Source organism: Abiotrophia defectiva ATCC 49176, assembly GCF_000160075.2.
In the GTDB taxonomy this organism is placed as follows: domain Bacteria; phylum Bacillota; class Bacilli; order Lactobacillales; family Aerococcaceae; genus Abiotrophia; species Abiotrophia defectiva.
Genome location: NZ_KI535340.1, coordinates 20832 through 38652, shown reverse-complemented (window position 1 = coordinate 38652; position 17821 = coordinate 20832). Strand labels below are relative to the sequence as shown.

Here is a 17821-nt window from a genome sequence, read left to right as displayed (position 1 = left end):
GATTCATGGCCTAAAGGCTTGTAATTGATTTGTAATAGATGTATAATGAGTGTAACGAGATTCGAGAATCCACTTAAGGGGGAAACGATGATGAGATCATTCAAGAAAATAATCGCGACCTTACTATTATTTGCGACTATTCTAGTACCAGCTTTCGCAGCTCAGGCAGAGAGCTTGAACGCTATCTTAAAATACAGCATCTATGACTTATATTCAGGGGAATTTGTTCAAGAAGTCAACTTCTTGACGCACTCTTCTAAGGATGCTTCCATTGTCCAAACAGTTGATTGGTTCAACCAACGGGGCATTATGATGGATCCAAAGCGCTTCAACCTCAAGGTATCCAGTTACTTAACAGAATACTCAACTTCTAAAGGTAACCTATCAGCTTATACAGCAGATATTATGGTTTACACTACAGAAGCGGATGTCTTGAAAAACTTGGGCATCAAGGCTGAGACAGAACCAGGTGTTCGTAATGTGATTGAGATGCCTCAATACGAACCAGAGCGTCAAATGCGTGAAGCTTGGGAGAATGCGACCAATTCTGTGCCTACTGCCATTACACCAAATGCCCCAGCTGCTGAATCAAGCAGTGAGGCAAGTGTGGCTAGCACTAGCAAACCAGCTAAGCCTAAGCAAAGTAATGAGTCTAGCTCTAGTCAAGCAAGTGGCAGTGAAATCAATAAGCCAGTAACGGTTGAGAAGTCTAGCAGCAATGAAGTTGGGGCTAAACCTAATGAAAACAGCCGTAGCAATACAGCTAGTCAAGATATCGCCTATAGTGTTGTTTCAGAATCAAAAGCCAATGAAAGCAGCAAGCCTTTGGCTAACAAGCAAAATACTAATGAGAAGAAGCTAGACCCTAATAAGGCAGCAGCTAATAGCCAGTCTGAATCCCGCTCTGAAGCTTCTCAAGCACCCGTAGTTCAGAAGAAAGCCTTACCTAAGACAGGGGAAGAATCCAGCTTTGGTTGGTTACTCGCTCTAGTCTTTGTAATCGCTGGTGCAGCCGTTCTATTCGGTTACAAAAAAACACGAAAGCAATAGAAAGAAAGCTCCCTTTTTAGGGGGCTTTTTGACTTATTTAATTGACACTGGCTGGCTTTAAGGGTATACTAGTAGCAATTTAGGGGCAAAATCCGAATTTTTAAGGAAATCCCGTGAGGTTTCCAAGGTGCTCAGGCCAGCTTAGACTTGGCCATGTCGACGATTTTGTCTAGATGGAGAAGTGACTATGAAACGACGTGTTTTATTCGATGCTAGCCAAATCAATCGCATGCTGACCCGCATGGCGCATGAAATCAATGAGCGGACCGATATTCATCAAGTAGTTTTGGTCGGCATTAAGACTCGAGGGGCTAATCTGGCTGATCGCCTGCAGGAGAAACTAGCCACCATCACCCAGGTTCAAGTAGCCGTAGAACACATCGATATTCAATTTTATCGGGATGATTTGGTTAAGAATCATGATGACCCGCAAATAAAACATCTTTCTTTTACTCACAAATTAACTGACAAGACTGTGGTCATTGTGGATGATGTCCTCTATACAGGCCGTACTGTGCGTGCCGCCATGGATGCCATCCTCGACGTTAGCCGTCCCCAGGTCATTCGTTTGGCCATTATGGTGGACCGCGGCCACCGCGAGCTTCCCATTCGGGCAGACTTTATTGGTAAGAACATTCCCACAGCACATGAGGAGAATGTCCATGTCTGTCTGCAAGAAGTGGATGGGACTGAAGAAATTCTACTCACTTAAGATTTGACTTTTTAAGCTAGTCCAGAGAGGCTATCAAGAGGAAAACTTAAGGGTCTTGTTAGGCGATAATAAGACGCTCATAAGTCAACCACCTGATAGCGAGGACTATTAGGTGGTTTTTTCTTATAGTTTGATAGCCATAATAAGGAGGAGACGTATGCGAAACTTAGTGAAAATGTCGGACTTAAGCAAGGAGGAGGTCTATGACCTTATCCAACGAGCCCTAGAGCTTAAAGCGGGAGCTAGCCCCATTCAACGGCCCGACCTCATAGCGGCCAATCTTTTCTTCGAAAACTCAACGCGGACCAAGCACAGTTTTGAGGTGGCTCAAATGAAGTTAGGCTTGCAGGTCCTGAATTTTGATGCGTCTACATCCTCTCTTAACAAGGGTGAGACCCTCTACGATACCTGTAAGACGCTTGAAGCGATTGGCTGCAACATCTTGGTCATTCGCCATAGCCAAGAAGCATACTATCAAGAACTTGAAGGCTTGACCATTCCTATAGTCAGTGGCGGTGATGGCAGCGGGGAGCATCCAAGCCAATGCTTGTTAGATTTGATGACCCTCTATGAGCATTTTGGCCGCATAGAAGGACTTGAAGTCGTTATAGCAGGTGACATCAAGAATTCGCGGGTGGCCCGAAGCAACTATCACATGCTAACTCGCTTAGGTGCCAAGGTTCAATTTGTAGGACCTCAAGTCTTTGCAGACCCGACTTTGGGCCAAATGGTCGACTTCGACCAGGTCATTGGCCAGGTTGATGTTTGCATGCTCTTGCGTGTCCAATTTGAACGCCATCAGGAGCAAGTGTCCTTAAGCCAGGCCGACTATCATACCCGTTATGGCCTAACGCCAGCTCGCTACCGAGCCCTCAAGCCACAGGCCATTGTCATGCATCCAGCACCAGTCAACCGGGACATGGAGATTGCCTCTGAGTTGGTGGAAGCTCCTCAATCTCGCATTTTCACCCAGATGACCAATGGCCGTTATATGCGCCAAGCCATTCTGGAGAAAATAATTTCCGATAACGCCCTCTAACAAGATAGAAAGGAAGTCACATCATGCTATTACTCAAAAATGGTCGCCGTCTGGTCAAGGGACATTTGCAGCCTGTCGAAATCCTGATTGATGGGGACAAGATTTTAGCCATGGACAAGGAGCTCAATGCCACTGCTGATCAAGTGTTTGACTTAAAAGGTAAACTCCTAGCACCGGGTTTTATTGATGTCCATGTTCACTGGCGGGAACCAGGTTTTGAATACAAGGAAAATATCTACCATGCTTCCAGAGCGGCTGCGCGAGGTGGTTTTACAACAGCTATGCCCATGCCTAACCTCAATCCAGTTCCTGATTCCTATGAGCATCTCAAGCCCCAGCTAGACATTATTGCACGTGATTCTGTCATTCGCGCCATCCCATACGGTGCCATTACCAAAGGGGAGCTAGGGGAGGACTACGCTCAGTTTGACGAGTTAGCCCAACATGTTTTTGCCTTCAGTGATGATGGGCGTGGGGTCCAAAATGCCAATATGATGTATGAATCTATGTGCGTTGCCGCCCGCCTCAACAAAGCCATTGTGGCCCATTGCGAGGACAATTCCCTAATTCGGGGTGGTTGTATGCACTGTGGTTGCCGCAGTCGAGAACTGGGTCTGCCAGGCATACCATCTGTCTGCGAGTCAGTTCAGATTGCTCGCGATATTCTCTTGGCTGAAGCGGCAGGCTGTCACTATCATGTCTGCCATGTGTCGACTAAGGAATCTGTTCGTTTGGTTCGCGAGGCTAAGGCCAACGGCATTAAGGTGACCTGTGAAGTCTGCCCTCATCATTTACTGAGTGATGAGGACGACATTCCTCACAACCATGGCTTCTGGAAAATGAATCCACCCTTGCGCGCAGCCGAGGATCGTCGGGCCTTAATTGCTGGTCTCTTAGATGGCACTATCGACATTATCGCTACTGACCATGCACCTCATGCTATGACTGAGAAAGACTTGCCAATGCAGGAGGCAGCCTTTGGTATTGTGGGGTCTGAAACAGCCTTTAGCCAGCTCTATACCCACTTTGTCAAGCCAGGCATTATGTCCCTAGAATTCCTCTTGGACAAGATGTCAACTGATGTGGCTAAGATCTTTGACCTACCTTATGGAAGCTTAGCCGTCGGGCAGCCAGCTGATCTGGTCGTTATCGATTTAGACAAAGTAGCAACTATTGAACCAGAGAATTTCTTGTCCAAAGGTCGGAATACACCATACGCCGGTCAAGAAGTCTATGGCTGGCCTATCCTGACTATTAGCCAAGGCCGTATCGCCTATCAAGATGCCACATTTTTTGCCTAAGAGCGAGTAAGACAAGGAGCGAGATTATGTACAGCTATGATAAGCAATTGATTTTAGAAGATGGCACCATCTACAAGGGTTATGGCTTTGGTGCTGACCGTGCCATGGTGGGCGAGGTCGTCTTCAACACAGCTATGACCGGTTACCAGGAGACGCTGTCAGACCCTTCCTATAACGGTCAAATTGTTACCTTTACCTATCCCTTAATTGGTAACTACGGTATTAACCGTGATGACTTTGAGACCATTAATCCCTCTATCAAGGGGTTAGTAGTCCGAGAAGTTTGCCAACAGCCTTCCAATTTCCGTAGCCAAATGTCCCTAGACCAAGCCCTCAAAGAACTAGATATTCCAGGAATTTGGGGTATTGATACGCGCAGCCTCACTCGGAAGATTCGTCAATATGGGACCATTAAGGGTATCATTACTGACCTGTCTCAAAATCCAGAACAAGTGCTAGAAGAGCTTAGAAAGACTGAACTGCCTAGGGACCAAATTGCCCAAGTGTCGACATCTAAGGCCTTCCTATCGTCAGGAACGGGCTATCGAGTAGTCCTGGTTGATTTGGGCATGAAGTCAGGTATCCTACGTGAGCTTAATGAGCGCAACTGTGACATTGTGGTGGTGCCTCATAATATTAGTGCTCAGGAAGTTTTACGCCTTCAACCTGATGGGGTCATGCTCTCTAATGGGCCGGGTGACCCTGAGGATGTGCCAGAGACCATTGCCATGATTGGTCAAATTATGGACAAACTACCGATTTTTGGTATTTGCATGGGCCACCAACTGATCAGTTTGGCAGCAGGGGCCAAGACCTACAAACTCAAATTTGGTCATCGTGGGGCCAACCATCCTGTTAAGAACCTTTTGACAGGCAAGGTAGACTTGACCTCGCAAAACCATGGCTATAGCGTAGATATTGATTCATTAGCAGATACAGATCTGGAATTAACTCATTTGTCAGTCAATGACCGTACCTGCGAAGGCGTTCGACATAAGTTCTATCCAGTCTTCTCGGTTCAATACCATCCAGAAGCATCGCCAGGACCACATGATCCTAATTATCTCTTTGATCAGTTCATTGAGAATATGAAAGCCTTCCAAGCTCAGTCTCGTCGCCACAAGTAAAGGAGTCCTATCATGCCAAAACGTCAAGATATTCAAACCATTCTGGTCATTGGGTCGGGTCCCATTACAATTGGACAGGCAGCAGAATTCGATTATGCCGGGACTCAAGCTTGCCTTTCTTTGAAGGAAGAGGGCTATCAAGTCATTCTAGTTAACTCCAATCCGGCCACCATTATGACCGACCGTCAGATTGCTGATAAGGTTTATATGGAACCCCTAACCCTTGAATTCGTCAGCAAAATCATCCGTAAGGAACGGCCTGATGCCTTGTTGCCAACCCTTGGTGGCCAGGTAGGGCTCAACTTAGCTGTTCAACTTCATCGTCAGGGTGTCTTGGACCAATACGGTGTCGAATTACTAGGCACCAAACTAGCCTCCATTGAGCAAGCGGAAGACCGTCAACTCTTCCGTCAGCTCATGCAGGAATTAGGTGAGCCTGTACCTGAATCTGAAATTGTGACCAACTTAGATCAAGCTCGAGATTTTGTGGCGCAAATTGGCTATCCAGTTATTGTCCGTCCCGCCTTTACCATGGGGGGGACTGGTGGCGGTATTTGTTATAACGACCAGGATTTAGATGAAATTGTCTCTTCAGGTCTCCATTATTCGCCCGTGACCCAATGTTTGCTAGAAAAATCCATCGCAGGTTACAAGGAAATCGAGTATGAAGTCATGCGAGATGCCAATGATACTGCCATTGTCGTCTGCAACATGGAAAACATTGATCCTGTAGGCATTCATACCGGGGATTCAGTTGTGGTGGCCCCATCTCAAACCCTGACCGACCGGGAGTATCACATGTTGCGCGATGTGTCCCTTAAAATTATTCGTGCCCTTAAGATAGAAGGGGGCTGTAATGTCCAATTAGCCTTGGACCCAGATTCCTTTAACTACTATATCATTGAAGTGAACCCGCGCGTATCTCGTTCTTCTGCCCTAGCGTCTAAGGCAACGGGGTATCCGATTGCTAAGATTGCCGCTAAAATTGCTGTCGGCTTAAGCTTGGATGAAATTCTCAATCCTGTCACCCAGAATTCTTATGCCTGCTTTGAGCCTAGTCTAGACTATGTGGTCAGCAAGATTCCACGTTTTCCATTTGACAAATTTGAACGCGCCGACCGTAAGTTAGGCACTCAAATGAAGGCAACCGGTGAGGTTATGGCTATGGGACGGACTTATGAGGAATCCTTGCTTAAGGCCATCCGCTCGCTAGAATACGGCGTCCATCACCTGGGACTACCTAATGGTGATAGCTTTAGTTTGGAAGAAATCATGGAAAAGGTCCAAGCTGCTAGCGATGAACGCCTCTTCTTCATAGGTGAAGCCCTGAGACGGGGCGTCAGCGTTAATCAGATTCATGACATGACCAAAATAGACCGCTTCTTCCTTAATAAGATGCAACATATTATTGATTTGGAACATGAACTAAAGGCCCATCCGCATGACCTCAATCTCTTAGCTTATGCCAAACGTTACGGTTTCTCTGATAAAATCATTGCCCACCGTTGGCAGACTACAGAGGCAGCAGTTTATCAGCTACGTCAAGAAGCGGGCATCACGCCTGTCTTCAAGATGGTGGATACCTGTGCGGCAGAATTCGAGTCTTCAACTCCTTATTTCTATTCTAGCTATGAAGCAGAAAATGAATCCATCGTAACGGACAAACCTAAAATCGTGGTGCTAGGCTCTGGCCCAATCCGTATCGGTCAAGGGGTGGAATTTGATTACGCGACTGTTCATGCCGTCCTGGCCATTAAGGCGGCAGGTTATGAAGCCATTATTATCAACAACAACCCAGAAACCGTCTCAACCGACTTTACCATTTCTGATAAACTCTACTTTGAACCGCTAACCGAAGAAGATGTCATGGCTATCTTGAATCACGAGCAGCCTCTGGGGGTGGTCGTGCAATTTGGTGGTCAGACTGCCATTAACTTAGCCGACAAACTCCAAAGACATGGGGTCAAAATCCTTGGAACTAGTCTGGAAGAAATTGACAAGGCTGAAAACCGAGATAAGTTCGAGCAGCTCTTGCATGAATTAGATATCCCACAACCTTTAGGTAAGACAGCCTCAGATACGGAAACGGCTGTTGCTAACGCGGCGTCCATTGGCTATCCAGTTTTGGTGAGACCTTCCTATGTCTTGGGCGGTCGCGCCATGGAAATCGTCTATGAAGAAGCTGATTTGCGTCGTTACATGGAGACAGCTGTGCGGGTGTCGCCGGAACATCCTGTCCTAACAGACCGTTATCTCATCGGTCAAGAAATCGAAGTCGATGCCATTTGTGATGGCCAAACCGTGGTTATTCCGGGCATTATGGAACATATTGAGCGGGCAGGGGTCCACTCAGGTGACTCCATCGCCGTTTACCCACCTCAGACCTTAAGCCAGGCTCAGAAGGAGCAACTAGTCGACTATACCATTCGCCTGGCTAAGGGGCTTAACATTGTAGGCCTACTTAATATCCAGTATGTGCTTAGCAAGGGTGAACTTTATGTCTTGGAAGTGAACCCACGTAGTTCGCGGACCGTCCCATTCCTCAGCAAGATTACAGGTGTCCCAATGGCGCAGTTAGCCATGCAAGCTATTTTAGGCCAATCCTTAAGTGACCTTGGTTATCAGACTGGCTTGCTGCCTGAACCGTCTGCTGTTTACACCAAGGTACCAGTCTTTAGCTTCCAAAAACTCAAGGATGTTGATACTGCCTTAGGGCCAGAAATGAAGTCAACTGGGGAAGTCATGGGTAGCGACTTAACCCTGGAAAAATCCCTCTACAAAGGTCTAGTGGCTGCCGGTATCCAGGTCAAGGATCAAGGGACTATCCTCTTCACAGTGGCTAACGAAGACAAGGCGGAAGCCTTAGAATTGGCACGTCGCTTTAGTGACTTGGGCTTCAATCTCTTGGCTACCCCAGGTACTGCTGATTACTTAAGTCAGGCAGGACTTAAAGTAGCTTCTGTAGGCAAAATTGGTAGCCAAGATCACAATGTCTTAGATGCCATCTATCAAGGACAAGTAGACCTAGTCATTAACACTACTTCTAAGGATAAAGATGTCACCAAGGATGGCTTTAAGATTCGTCGGGTAGCCAGTGAGCAAGAAATCGTCTGCTTCACCTCTTTAGATACCAGTATGGCCCTCTTGAAGGTGCTAGAATCCACCTCTTTCCATATCACGCCTTTGGCTTAGTCGAACTTGATTCATAAGGAGGAACTATGAACCGAACATTTTCTAGCGATGTCATCGTCGCACTAGACTTCAAAAATTTAGAAGAAACCTTGGCATTTCTAGCACTCTTTAGGAGCCACGACCAGCTCTATCTTAAGGTTGGGATGGAACTTTATCTACAAAATGGGCCACAAGTCTTATCTGCTCTCAAGGAAAGAGGGCATCGCATCTTCCTAGACCTTAAGCTACATGACATTCCCAATACGGTTTATGGAGCAAGCAAGGGTTTGGCTCAGTACAAAGTGGATATGCTCAATTTTCATGCCGCGGGTGGTAAGGAAATGCTAGAGGCTGCCAAACAAGGCTTGCTTGATGGGGGCAGCCCTGAAACGTTGGCTATCGCTGTAACCCAGTTAACCTCTACCTCTCAAGAACAAATACAGGCTGAACAATTGATTCCAGTTGACCTAGTGACCAGTGTCCGCCATTACGCCCAGTTGACCAAGGAAGCGGGTTTGGATGGAGTCGTTGCCTCGGTTCATGAGGCACCCGTCATTCGGGAGGCATGTGGCCGAGACTTTGCCATTGTCACGCCAGGTATACGCTTGGTAGGTGGTCCTAGTCAGGATCAAAAGCGAATTGCTACACCGGAAGTTGCCCGACAACTAGGATCAAGCCATATTGTGGTTGGTCGGCCGATTACTTTGGCTAGTGATCCAGTCTCTGTTTATGAGGCTATTTGTCAGAGCTTCTTGAAGTAAGAAAAGGAGGATTTTCATGACTAGTGCTAAAGAAATTGCCCAAGAATTATTAGCCATTAAAGCGGTCGCCTTGCAGCCCCACCACTACTTTACTTGGACATCAGGTATTCAATCGCCAATCTATTGTGACAATCGCCTGACCATGTCTTATCCGTCAGTCCGACGCAAGATTGCCCAAGCTTTAAGTCAGGTGATTAAGGAGCATTACCCTCAGGTCCAAGTGGTGGCGGGGACAGCAACCGCTGGTATTCCCCACGCGGCTTGGGTCAGTGATTTGCTGGATTTGCCCATGGTTTACGTACGGGACTCTGCTAAGAAACATGGCAAGACTAACCAGATTGAAGGGCGCTTAACTCCGGAGGCCAAGGTAGTCATAGTGGAAGATTTGATCTCGACTGGTTTGTCCTCGCTTAAGGTGGCTCAAGCCTTAAAAGAGGCAGGCTGCCAAGTGTTAGGGGTTGTGGCCATTTTCTCCTATGAGCTGAAAAAAGCTCAAGAGGCATTTGCTGAAGCTGGGGTAAGCTACCATACCTTAACTAATTATGACGCCTTAATTGAGGCTGCGTTGGAAGCAGACTATATCGCACAAGAAGATGTAGCCTCGCTTCTTGAATGGCGCCAAACCTTAGGAAACTAAACTCATAGAAAAAGCTGAGTTGCATGTCAACTTGGCTTTTTAATTAGGAGAAGGAGAGCTATATAAAATTCGTATATTAAGCTTCAATAATCTAGCGACTAGGCCAAATGATAACAAAATCTATTCTGTAAGCGTTGACGATGAAGTTTACCTTTTATTTTTTGGTCAAAATAGGGTATGATAATAGTTAGAGTGTTTTGAATGGAGGAACGTGTATGACACAGTTTGAATACCCTCTGAACCCGGATTGGACGACAGAGGAAATAATCACGGTCATCGACTTTCTATCAGCGGTAGAATCGGTTTACCAAGGTGGTGTTAAACTCAATTCTCTGTGGCCACGTTATCAATCCTTCAAGCAAATAGTGACTAGTATTGGCGAAGAGAAGCGACTCGATCGAGCTTTTCAGTCAGCTAGTGGATATTCTATCTACCAGGTCGTTCAGCAAATGAAGTCTCTTAAGGATTCCTCAGCGGACAACCCCGTAGTGCGTATTAACATAGGAGGTTCAAATGGAAGATTTTAAGACAGTTCATGCCCATGTCTTAGCCTGGCTAGAAGAAGCCGCTGAGAATTTACGGCAATCACTCAAACGGTCCCTTCAAGTGGATCAGAAAACAGGGGCCAGCGATTTGGTTACAGAAATGGATAAGGCGACAGAGGCTTACTTTGTCGATAAGATTACCAGTCATTTTCCAGACCATCGCATCATTGGCGAAGAAGGTATGAGTCAGGGAACGGAAGACTTGGCCGGTATTGTCTGGGTCATTGATCCCATTGATGGCACCCTTAACTTCGTTAAGCAGAAGAATAACTTTGGGATTCTGATTGGGATTTTCCAAGATGGTAAGCCATTGGCAGGTTATATTTACGACGTCATGAAACATGACCTTTATGCCGGAATAGTAGGCCAAGGAGTTACTCTCAACGGCCAGCCTCTAGTCCCACTTAAGATTGACCGTCTGCAAGATTCTCTAGCAGTAGGGAACGTGGCCATGTTTACCCAAAACCGTTGCAATAGTCAACGCCTCTTAGAAAATGTCTTAGGTGTTCGGGCGCACGGTTCTGCTGCGCTTGAAGTGATCGAAGTCATTCGTGGTGAGGCAGCTGTTTACCTAAGTTTCAAATTAAGTCCTTGGGACTTTGCTGCTGGTTGGGCCATTTGTGAGGCTATGGGCTTCAAGGCAACTAAGCCAGACGGCTCAGCCTTATCCATTTTGTCAGCTAGTCCTATCATTTTCGCGCATGACACTGTCCATGAAGAAGTCATCCGCGTTTTAGCAGAAGAAAAAGATCAGTTAGGAGAAATTAATGAATACGCGTAACGATATCCGAAACATTGCCATTATTGCCCACGTCGACCATGGTAAAACCACATTGGTTGATGAGTTGCTCAAACAGTCCAACACCCTAGATGAGCGTGCCAAATTGGACGAGCGTGCCATGGACTCCAACGACATTGAAAAAGAACGTGGGATTACGATTTTGGCCAAGAACACTGCCGTAGACTACAAGGGGACCCGCATCAATATCTTGGACACCCCAGGTCACGCGGACTTTGGTGGCGAAGTAGAACGTATTATGAAAATGGTTGATGGGGTTATTCTGGTGGTGGATGCTTATGAAGGCACCATGCCTCAGACTCGCTTCGTCTTGAAGAAAGCCTTAGAACAACACTTAGTACCGATTGTCGTTGTGAACAAGATTGACAAGCCTTCTGCTCGTCCAGAAGAAGTGGTTGATGAAGTTTTAGAACTCTTCATTGAATTAGGGGCAGATGATGATCAATTAGAATTCCCTGTAGTCTATGCTTCAGCCCTTAACGGGACATCTAGCTTGTCTGATAATCCAGCAGATCAAGAGCCATCCATGGATGCTATCTTTGATGCTGTTATCGAACACGTGCCGGCGCCAGTTGATAACTCAGACCAACCATTACAATTCCAAGTTTCTCTCTTAGACTATAACGAATATGTGGGTCGTATCGGGATTGGTCGTATCTTCCGCGGTAAAATGAAAGTCGGCGACAACGTAACCCTTATGAAGGTTGACGGGACTAGCAAGAACTTCCGTATTACCAAGATGTTTGGTTTCTTCGGCTTAGACCGCGTGGAAATTAACGAGGCTAAGGCAGGGGACTTGATCGCCTTATCAGGTATGGAAGACATCTTCGTTGGGGAGACCGTAGCGGATGCTGCGAACCCTGAAGCCTTGCCAATTCTCCATATTGACGAGCCAACCCTACAAATGACTTTCTTAACTAACAACTCACCATTTGCAGGTAAAGAAGGTAAGTACGTGACTTCACGTAACCTCCAAGATCGCCTCATGCAAGAATTGCAAACAGACGTATCCTTGCGCGTGGATCCAACTGACTCACCAGACGCCTTTATCGTATCTGGTCGTGGGGAATTACATTTGGCCATCTTGATTGAGAACATGCGTCGTCAAGGTTATGAATTCCAAGTATCACGTCCTAAGGTGATTCTTAAGGAAATCGATGGCAAGACTTGTGAGCCATTCGAACGCGTACAAATTGATACACCAGAAGAATACATGGGGGCGATTATTGAAGCCTTGGGTCAACGTAAGGCTGAAATGGCAGATATGGTGACCACAGGTAATGGCCAAATCCGTATGGTCTTTTCTGTACCAGCGCGTGGCTTAATTGGCTTCTCTACTGAGTTCTTATCCATGACACGTGGTTATGGGATTATGAACCATAGCTTTGATGACTACCAACCAGTGATTGATTCCAATATTGGGAACCGCCGTAATGGTGCTTTGGTTGCGCTTGAAGCTGGCCAAGCTACTACTTATGGGATTATGAACTTAGAAGACCGTGGGACCATCTTTGTTAACCCAGGGACTGAAGTTTACGGTGGGATGATTATCGGAGAGCACAACCGTGAGAACGACTTAACAGTCAACATCACCAAGGCTAAGCAATTAACCAATATTCGTTCAGCAACCAAGGACCAAACCGCGGTTATTAAACGTCCACGTATCCTAACGCTAGAAGAATCCTTAGAGTTCATGGATGATGATGAATACTGCGAAGTAACACCTGAGAGCGTTCGTCTACGTAAGCAAATCCTTGATAAGGGTGCGCGTGAACGTGAAAGTAAAAAGGCTAAGAAGGCCTAAGAGCTAATTAGTAAAAGGGCAGTCTCCTATTCTGAGGAAGCTGCCCTGTGCTTAATAGGAAAACTAGACTAAGAGGAGGGAGCATCATGTATAACTGGTATCAAGAAGGCTTTGTGGTCTTGCCACAGGTTTTACTCAGCCATTATCAAGATTTAGGCTTGAGCCCTGAGACTTTTCTCCTAGTAACGACAATATTAGGTCAGAAAGAAGGTCAATTGAGTCCTATGACCGTTGTAGACTTATGTTGTCAGCACTATGGTTGGCAGTCACATCAAGCCATGTCTCAGCTCTCGCTCTTGGCCGATCAGGGTTATTTAGTTTTTGAGGTGGATGCGTCGGGCCAAGACCGGTTGAGTCTAGCACCACTGTTTGAGCGCTTAGAGACCTTGAATCCATCATCTTCTCAAAATCAGACGACGACTACTAGCGCTGAGACAGACCAAACAAACGACTCGCAAGAGGCTATAACAGCAAGTCAGTTGATTCCTCTGATAGAAGGGGAGTTTGGCCGTTCCCTGTCAGCGCTCGAATATGAGACCCTGAATGGCTGGCTCAAACAAGATGGCTATGCGCCTGATTTAATTCGCCTAGCAGTTAAAGAAGCTGTCTTGCGCCAAGCGCTCAGCCTCAAATATATTGATCGGATTCTGATTAATTGGGAGCGACATGGTTTGACGACTGTGGCGCAGGCACAAGCTTACTTAGACAAGCGAGATAAGGACCAGCCCAACAATCAAGAGGCGGTTTATGATCAGATTGATATTCCACTACTCTAAAGCACTGTAAAAGGAGAGAGAAGTATGGTTGAATCCTTGAATAGCCGGGCAGACTACGTGACGACTGCTAACTGGATGTCTGGTGGCGTTATGGGGCGCCATGGCCGTATTCTAGTCGGTAACAAGGCCTTTGAATTCTATAATGACCGCAATCCAGCTGATTTCGTTCAGATTCCTTGGGGCGAAATTCGTCAGGTTCGGGCTATCATGTTGATGAAACGTGGCTTTATCCGAGGCTTCTTCATTGATACTAAGTCTGCTGGCACCTATCATTTTGTCGTCTCTAAAGCCGGCCAGACCCTTAAGGCCATGCGGAACTATCTGGCGGAAGAGCAACTGGTCAGAAATAAGCCAATCTTCTCCCTGGCCAAGCTTTGGAAAGAATGGCGCGCTAAAAAAACTCCCAAAAAATAGGAGCTCAAACCCTCAGCTTTAAATGCTGAGGGTTTGTTCATTATTTGAACTTTTTGGGCTAAAACCCTAGACATAGGCCGAGAAGTAGTTTATACTAGACTAAAGTTCAAAAAATGAACGAAGAAAGAAGGGCTCACATGAATGACTTAATGACCTTGCTGTATTACTTGAACCGAGCAGAAGCGGGCAGTCAACGTGATATGGCACAAGCGACCAACTTATCTCTAGGCAAGATTAATCTAATTCTTAAGCGTCTTGAAGAACAAGGCTACATTGAGATTGAGCGTCAAGGGACACGTAATCAGTATCAAGTGACAGAAAAGGGCTTAGCACTACTAGAGACTGGCCTTAAGGATGCTAGTGCCCGTAAGATTCAATTAGCTCAAGCAAAAGAACAGATCCATCAGGCAGTTATTCTAGCTGCGGGGCAACCTCGTCATCTGGACCAACCCGTGCCACTCCTATCTCTGGGGGACCATACCTTATTAGACCGGACGCTCCAAGTTTTACGGGACCAAGGAGTAGAGCGTTTTGTCTTAGTGGCTGGCTTCCAAGCTGACCTCTTGGCTCAACATGTCGCTGATATGCCTGATGTGACCCTAGTAGTCAACGAGGCTTATGCCCACACAGGAACCATGGCTTCTTTGGCCGCGGCGGCTCCTCATATTGATGGGGACTTCTTCCTGATTGAAGGGGACTTGCTCTTTGAAATTCGTGGGATTAAGGGGCTGAATAAGGTCGCTAGTGATTCTGCTATGCTGATTACCAGTGTGCGTGAGCAACATGATGAGGCCATGGTGGAATTGCGTGATGGCTATGTATATAAGATGGGTAAGGATATTCACCAATTCAACCGTATTGACGGTGAAATGATTGGCCTGTCCAAATTGTCCTATCCTTTCTACCTTAAGATGTTGGCCATTTATGCTGACAACCTCAATCCTTATGTTAACTATGAATATATTATGTTGGATGTTGCGCAAGACTACCGCTTGGGCTACCTTAAACTGGATGACTTCTTCTGGGGCGAAATTGACGATGCTAGCCAGGTTCACCATGTGCTTAAGCGCGTTTATCCTCGCTTGGTTCGTAAGGAAGAAGAGGCTGCTAAGCAAGAAGTCGAACAGTTCTTGGCCGATCAGATGGATGCCAGCCCTGAGGAAATTGCGACCTTAGAAAGTGCCGGTGGTATGACTAACAAGAACTACAAGGTCACCCTTAAAGGCCAACCTTATATCATTCGGATTGCCGGTAACGGGACGGAGAAGTTTATTAATCGCTCGGCAGAAAAATCTAATAGCCTCTTAGCGCATATTCTGGGCTTAGATGCTGAGACCCTCTACTTTGACGAAGTGACAGGGACCAAGGTGTCAGCCTTCATTCCAGACGCTGAAACCTTGAATGCTAATACAGCGACTTACCTTAACAATATGCGAATGACAACGGGACTCCTCAGACAGTTACATCAATCAGGATTAGACTTTGATAACCGTTTTGATGTCTTCGAGGAGATTGCTAAGTATGAGAGTTTTGTGGATGAAGTAGAGGCGGACTATTTTGACGGCTATCAGGCGACACGTCAGGAAGTTTTCCAACTACAAGAAGATTTGGCTGACTTACCAGTTCAAATAGTGCCATGTCACATTGACACAGTTCCAGAGAACTTTGTCAAAGGTGGAGACGGCAAATCTTATCTCATTGACTGGGAATATTCAGGTATGAACGACTTGGCTTGGGATTTAGCGGCCCATAGTCTAGAATGCGGCTTCAGCCAAGAGCAGGAAGACCGCTTCTTAAGCCTATACTGTCAAGATCAAGAGGTGCCGGATAGCTTGAAGACCAAGCTCTTAATCTATCAAATTTGCCAAGACTTCCTCTGGTCAGTTTGGACCATTTTCAAGGAAAGCCGAGGCGATGATTTCGGAGACTACGGGATTGAGCGTTACCGTCGTGCGCAGGCTAACCTAGCGCGCTACCATGCTCTAAAAAAGGAAGGATGAACTTAGATGAAAAATAAGGAAAGAAGTGGCATCATTGCCGGTCTCTTGTCAGGTATTTTGTGGGGGGCAGATACCCATTATAATGGTGTTATTCTGATGATGTTACCCTTCACGCTAGTGGATCCAAGACTGGCTGGAGCCGCTCTCTTATTGGCTCTCTTCCATGATGGTTTTTCTGCCTTAATGATGACAGGGGAGTTGGTTCGTCAAGGTCAACTCAAGCAAACTTTCAAACAATTGACTAGCAAGAGTTCCTTTGTGGTCATGTTAGCAGCTGTTTTAGGTGGCCCTATGGGTATGCGAGCCTATCTCTATGCGGTAGATGCGATTGGGGCAGGCTTAACAGCAAGTATTTCCTCGATGTACCCAGTGGTTGCTGCTTTTTTAGGTATGTTAATTCTTAAGGAAAAGATTACTAAGCCAGTTTGGATTGGTTTGGGTTTGGCCGTGTTAGCGGTCTTGGGTGTTAGTCTATCTGGTGATATGATGCAATCTAATGCCCAACTTATTGGCTTCTTAGTAGCCTTTCTCAGCGTAGTCGGCTGGTCCTTGGAGAGTGTGATTTGTTCCATTGGGATGAAGGAAGATTTGAATCCTAAGCAAGCTCTTTGGATTCGTCAATGCGTCTCTACTTTAGTTTATTTGGGCTTTATTACCTTCGAATCTGACTTGGTCTTTAGCGTGACGGCTGTTATGAGTCAACCAGTACTTTGGTTAATCTTAGGTGTTGCTGTCTTAGGCACATTGTCTTATTTGAATTTTTATCGCGCAATTGATACAATTGGTCCTGTAAAGGCTACTGCACTCAATATCTCATACGCTATTTGGGCCATTGTCTTCTCCATCTTGCTAGGAGGGGCTGAATTTAACCCCATTCTCTTGCTATCGGCGGCTTTGATGATTGTAAGCAGTGTCTTAGTTTCACAACACGAAGGAGCCTAAGCTATGAGAGCAATAATTCTCGCCGCTGGTATGGGAACTCGCTTGCGGCCAATCACCCTTACAACCCCTAAGTCCTTAATTGAAGTCGCTGGGACAAGCTTAATTGAGCGCCAGATTGAATTCTTGCGGGCTAAAGGGATTGAAGACATTATTGTTGTGACAGGGTACTTGGCTGAAAAATTCGATTTTCTGAAGGACCAGTATGGCGTGACCTTGATTCACAATGACCAATATGAAAGCTACAATAACTTCTACACCATGTACTTGGTCCGTCACTACTTGAGTGATGCCTATGTTATTGATGCTGATAACTTCCTAGTTGATAACTTCTTGTTATCAGCACCCGAAAGCTCCCTTTACTTTGGGGTAGCCAAAGAAGGCTTCAAGGATGAATGGGTCTTGCATTACCAGCAAGATGACCTTCGCGTAACGGCCATTACGGTAGAAAGTGGTCAAGGGCGGATTCTGTCTGGCGTCTCCTATTGGAGTGAGGAAGATGGACAGCATTTGCAGCAGTTAATTGAAGGCTACTACCAAGAAGCTGATTATGCTAATCTCTACTGGGATGACGTGGTCAAGGATAACCTAGCTGATTTAAACGTACATGTTTATCCAATTGAAGGCCATCAGACCTTTGAAATTGATAGCCTAGAGGATTTAGAAGCGCTACGTTCGCAAATGGAAGCAAAAAATTAGCCAGAAGCCAGACAAGTGTCTGGCTTTTTGTTTTGGATGTGTGATCA

16 protein-coding genes are annotated in these 17821 nt (G+C 46.1%); all 16 read left to right on the top strand.

Annotated features, from left to right (window positions below):
- Positions 1–87: 87 nt before the first annotated feature.
- Positions 88–1050: an LPXTG cell wall anchor domain-containing protein gene (locus GCWU000182_RS00195; RefSeq protein WP_169727600.1), complete on the top strand. Its 963-nt coding sequence runs from the start codon at positions 88–90 to the stop codon at positions 1048–1050.
- Between the two features lie 187 nt (positions 1051–1237).
- A complete protein-coding gene (pyrR, locus tag GCWU000182_RS00190; RefSeq protein ID WP_023390700.1) occupies positions 1238–1762 on the top strand; it encodes a bifunctional pyr operon transcriptional regulator/uracil phosphoribosyltransferase PyrR in 525 nt (174 codons plus the stop codon).
- A gap of 157 nt (positions 1763–1919) precedes the next feature.
- The gene (locus GCWU000182_RS00185; protein ID WP_023390699.1) at positions 1920–2801 is read left to right on the top strand and encodes an aspartate carbamoyltransferase catalytic subunit; all 882 of its coding nucleotides are present in this window, start codon (positions 1920–1922) and stop codon (positions 2799–2801) included.
- 20 nt (positions 2802–2821) lie between these two features.
- Positions 2822–4102: a dihydroorotase gene (locus tag GCWU000182_RS00180; RefSeq protein ID WP_211234434.1), complete on the top strand. Its 1281-nt coding sequence runs from the start codon at positions 2822–2824 to the stop codon at positions 4100–4102.
- 26 nt (positions 4103–4128) lie between these two features.
- Positions 4129–5229, top strand: a complete 1101-nt coding sequence (gene carA, locus GCWU000182_RS00175; RefSeq protein ID WP_023390697.1) for a glutamine-hydrolyzing carbamoyl-phosphate synthase small subunit — start codon at positions 4129–4131, stop codon at positions 5227–5229.
- A 12-nt stretch (positions 5230–5241) separates the two neighbouring features.
- On the top strand, positions 5242–8421 hold the full coding sequence (gene carB, locus GCWU000182_RS00170) for a carbamoyl-phosphate synthase large subunit (protein ID WP_023390696.1): 3180 nt from the start codon (positions 5242–5244) through the stop codon (positions 8419–8421).
- 26 nt (positions 8422–8447) lie between these two features.
- On the top strand, positions 8448–9161 hold the full coding sequence (gene pyrF, locus GCWU000182_RS00165; protein ID WP_023390695.1) for an orotidine-5'-phosphate decarboxylase: 714 nt from the start codon (positions 8448–8450) through the stop codon (positions 9159–9161).
- 16 nt (positions 9162–9177) lie between these two features.
- Complete coding sequence (gene pyrE, locus GCWU000182_RS00160) at positions 9178–9798, top strand: orotate phosphoribosyltransferase (RefSeq protein WP_023390694.1); 621 nt, start codon at positions 9178–9180, stop codon at positions 9796–9798.
- A gap of 215 nt (positions 9799–10013) precedes the next feature.
- Positions 10014–10325, top strand: coding sequence for a UPF0223 family protein (locus GCWU000182_RS00155; RefSeq protein ID WP_023390693.1), 312 nt, complete (start codon positions 10014–10016; stop codon positions 10323–10325).
- Complete coding sequence (locus GCWU000182_RS00150) at positions 10312–11124, top strand: inositol monophosphatase family protein (RefSeq protein WP_023390692.1); 813 nt, start codon at positions 10312–10314, stop codon at positions 11122–11124. Before GCWU000182_RS00155 ends, GCWU000182_RS00150 begins: the two co-directional genes overlap by 14 nt.
- Positions 11111–12946 carry a translational GTPase TypA gene (typA, locus tag GCWU000182_RS00145; RefSeq protein ID WP_023390691.1) on the top strand — a complete coding sequence of 612 codons (1836 nt, stop codon included), beginning with the start codon at positions 11111–11113 and terminating at the stop codon, positions 12944–12946. Before GCWU000182_RS00150 ends, typA begins: the two co-directional genes overlap by 14 nt.
- An 86-nt stretch (positions 12947–13032) precedes the next feature.
- On the top strand, positions 13033–13722 hold the full coding sequence (locus tag GCWU000182_RS00140) for a DnaD domain-containing protein (RefSeq protein WP_023390690.1): 690 nt from the start codon (positions 13033–13035) through the stop codon (positions 13720–13722).
- Positions 13723–13746: 24 nt separating this feature from the next.
- Complete coding sequence (locus GCWU000182_RS00135; RefSeq protein ID WP_023390689.1) at positions 13747–14136, top strand: DUF956 family protein; 390 nt, start codon at positions 13747–13749, stop codon at positions 14134–14136.
- Positions 14137–14273: 137 nt separating this feature from the next.
- Entirely contained in the window at positions 14274–16136 is a 1863-nt protein-coding gene (locus GCWU000182_RS00130) for a phosphocholine cytidylyltransferase/choline kinase family protein (protein ID WP_035363785.1), read from the top strand.
- Positions 16137–16142: 6 nt separating this feature from the next.
- On the top strand, positions 16143–17078 hold the full coding sequence (locus GCWU000182_RS00125; protein ID WP_023390687.1) for a DMT family transporter: 936 nt from the start codon (positions 16143–16145) through the stop codon (positions 17076–17078).
- 3 nt (positions 17079–17081) lie between these two features.
- Complete coding sequence (locus GCWU000182_RS00120; protein ID WP_023390686.1) at positions 17082–17774, top strand: sugar phosphate nucleotidyltransferase; 693 nt, start codon at positions 17082–17084, stop codon at positions 17772–17774.
- Positions 17775–17821: the final 47 nt, after the last annotated feature.

What these genes read in the sequence shown, in the direction of transcription:
- GCWU000182_RS00195 (WP_169727600.1), top strand. Translation starts at nt 88, where the DNA reads ATGATGAGATCATTCAAGAAAATAATCGCGACCTTACTATTATTTGCG.
- pyrR (WP_023390700.1), top strand. Translation starts at nt 1,238, where the DNA reads ATGAAACGACGTGTTTTATTCGATGCTAGCCAAATCAATCGCATGCTG.
- GCWU000182_RS00185 (WP_023390699.1), top strand. Translation starts at nt 1,920, where the DNA reads ATGCGAAACTTAGTGAAAATGTCGGACTTAAGCAAGGAGGAGGTCTAT.
- carA (WP_023390697.1), top strand. Translation starts at nt 4,129, where the DNA reads ATGTACAGCTATGATAAGCAATTGATTTTAGAAGATGGCACCATCTAC.
- carB (WP_023390696.1), top strand. Translation starts at nt 5,242, where the DNA reads ATGCCAAAACGTCAAGATATTCAAACCATTCTGGTCATTGGGTCGGGT.
- pyrF (WP_023390695.1), top strand. Translation starts at nt 8,448, where the DNA reads ATGAACCGAACATTTTCTAGCGATGTCATCGTCGCACTAGACTTCAAA.
- pyrE (WP_023390694.1), top strand. Translation starts at nt 9,178, where the DNA reads ATGACTAGTGCTAAAGAAATTGCCCAAGAATTATTAGCCATTAAAGCG.
- GCWU000182_RS00155 (WP_023390693.1), top strand. Translation starts at nt 10,014, where the DNA reads ATGACACAGTTTGAATACCCTCTGAACCCGGATTGGACGACAGAGGAA.
- GCWU000182_RS00150 (WP_023390692.1), top strand. Translation starts at nt 10,312, where the DNA reads ATGGAAGATTTTAAGACAGTTCATGCCCATGTCTTAGCCTGGCTAGAA.
- typA (WP_023390691.1), top strand. Translation starts at nt 11,111, where the DNA reads ATGAATACGCGTAACGATATCCGAAACATTGCCATTATTGCCCACGTC.
- GCWU000182_RS00140 (WP_023390690.1), top strand. Translation starts at nt 13,033, where the DNA reads ATGTATAACTGGTATCAAGAAGGCTTTGTGGTCTTGCCACAGGTTTTA.
- GCWU000182_RS00135 (WP_023390689.1), top strand. Translation starts at nt 13,747, where the DNA reads ATGGTTGAATCCTTGAATAGCCGGGCAGACTACGTGACGACTGCTAAC.
- GCWU000182_RS00130 (WP_035363785.1), top strand. Translation starts at nt 14,274, where the DNA reads ATGAATGACTTAATGACCTTGCTGTATTACTTGAACCGAGCAGAAGCG.
- GCWU000182_RS00125 (WP_023390687.1), top strand. Translation starts at nt 16,143, where the DNA reads ATGAAAAATAAGGAAAGAAGTGGCATCATTGCCGGTCTCTTGTCAGGT.
- GCWU000182_RS00120 (WP_023390686.1), top strand. Translation starts at nt 17,082, where the DNA reads ATGAGAGCAATAATTCTCGCCGCTGGTATGGGAACTCGCTTGCGGCCA.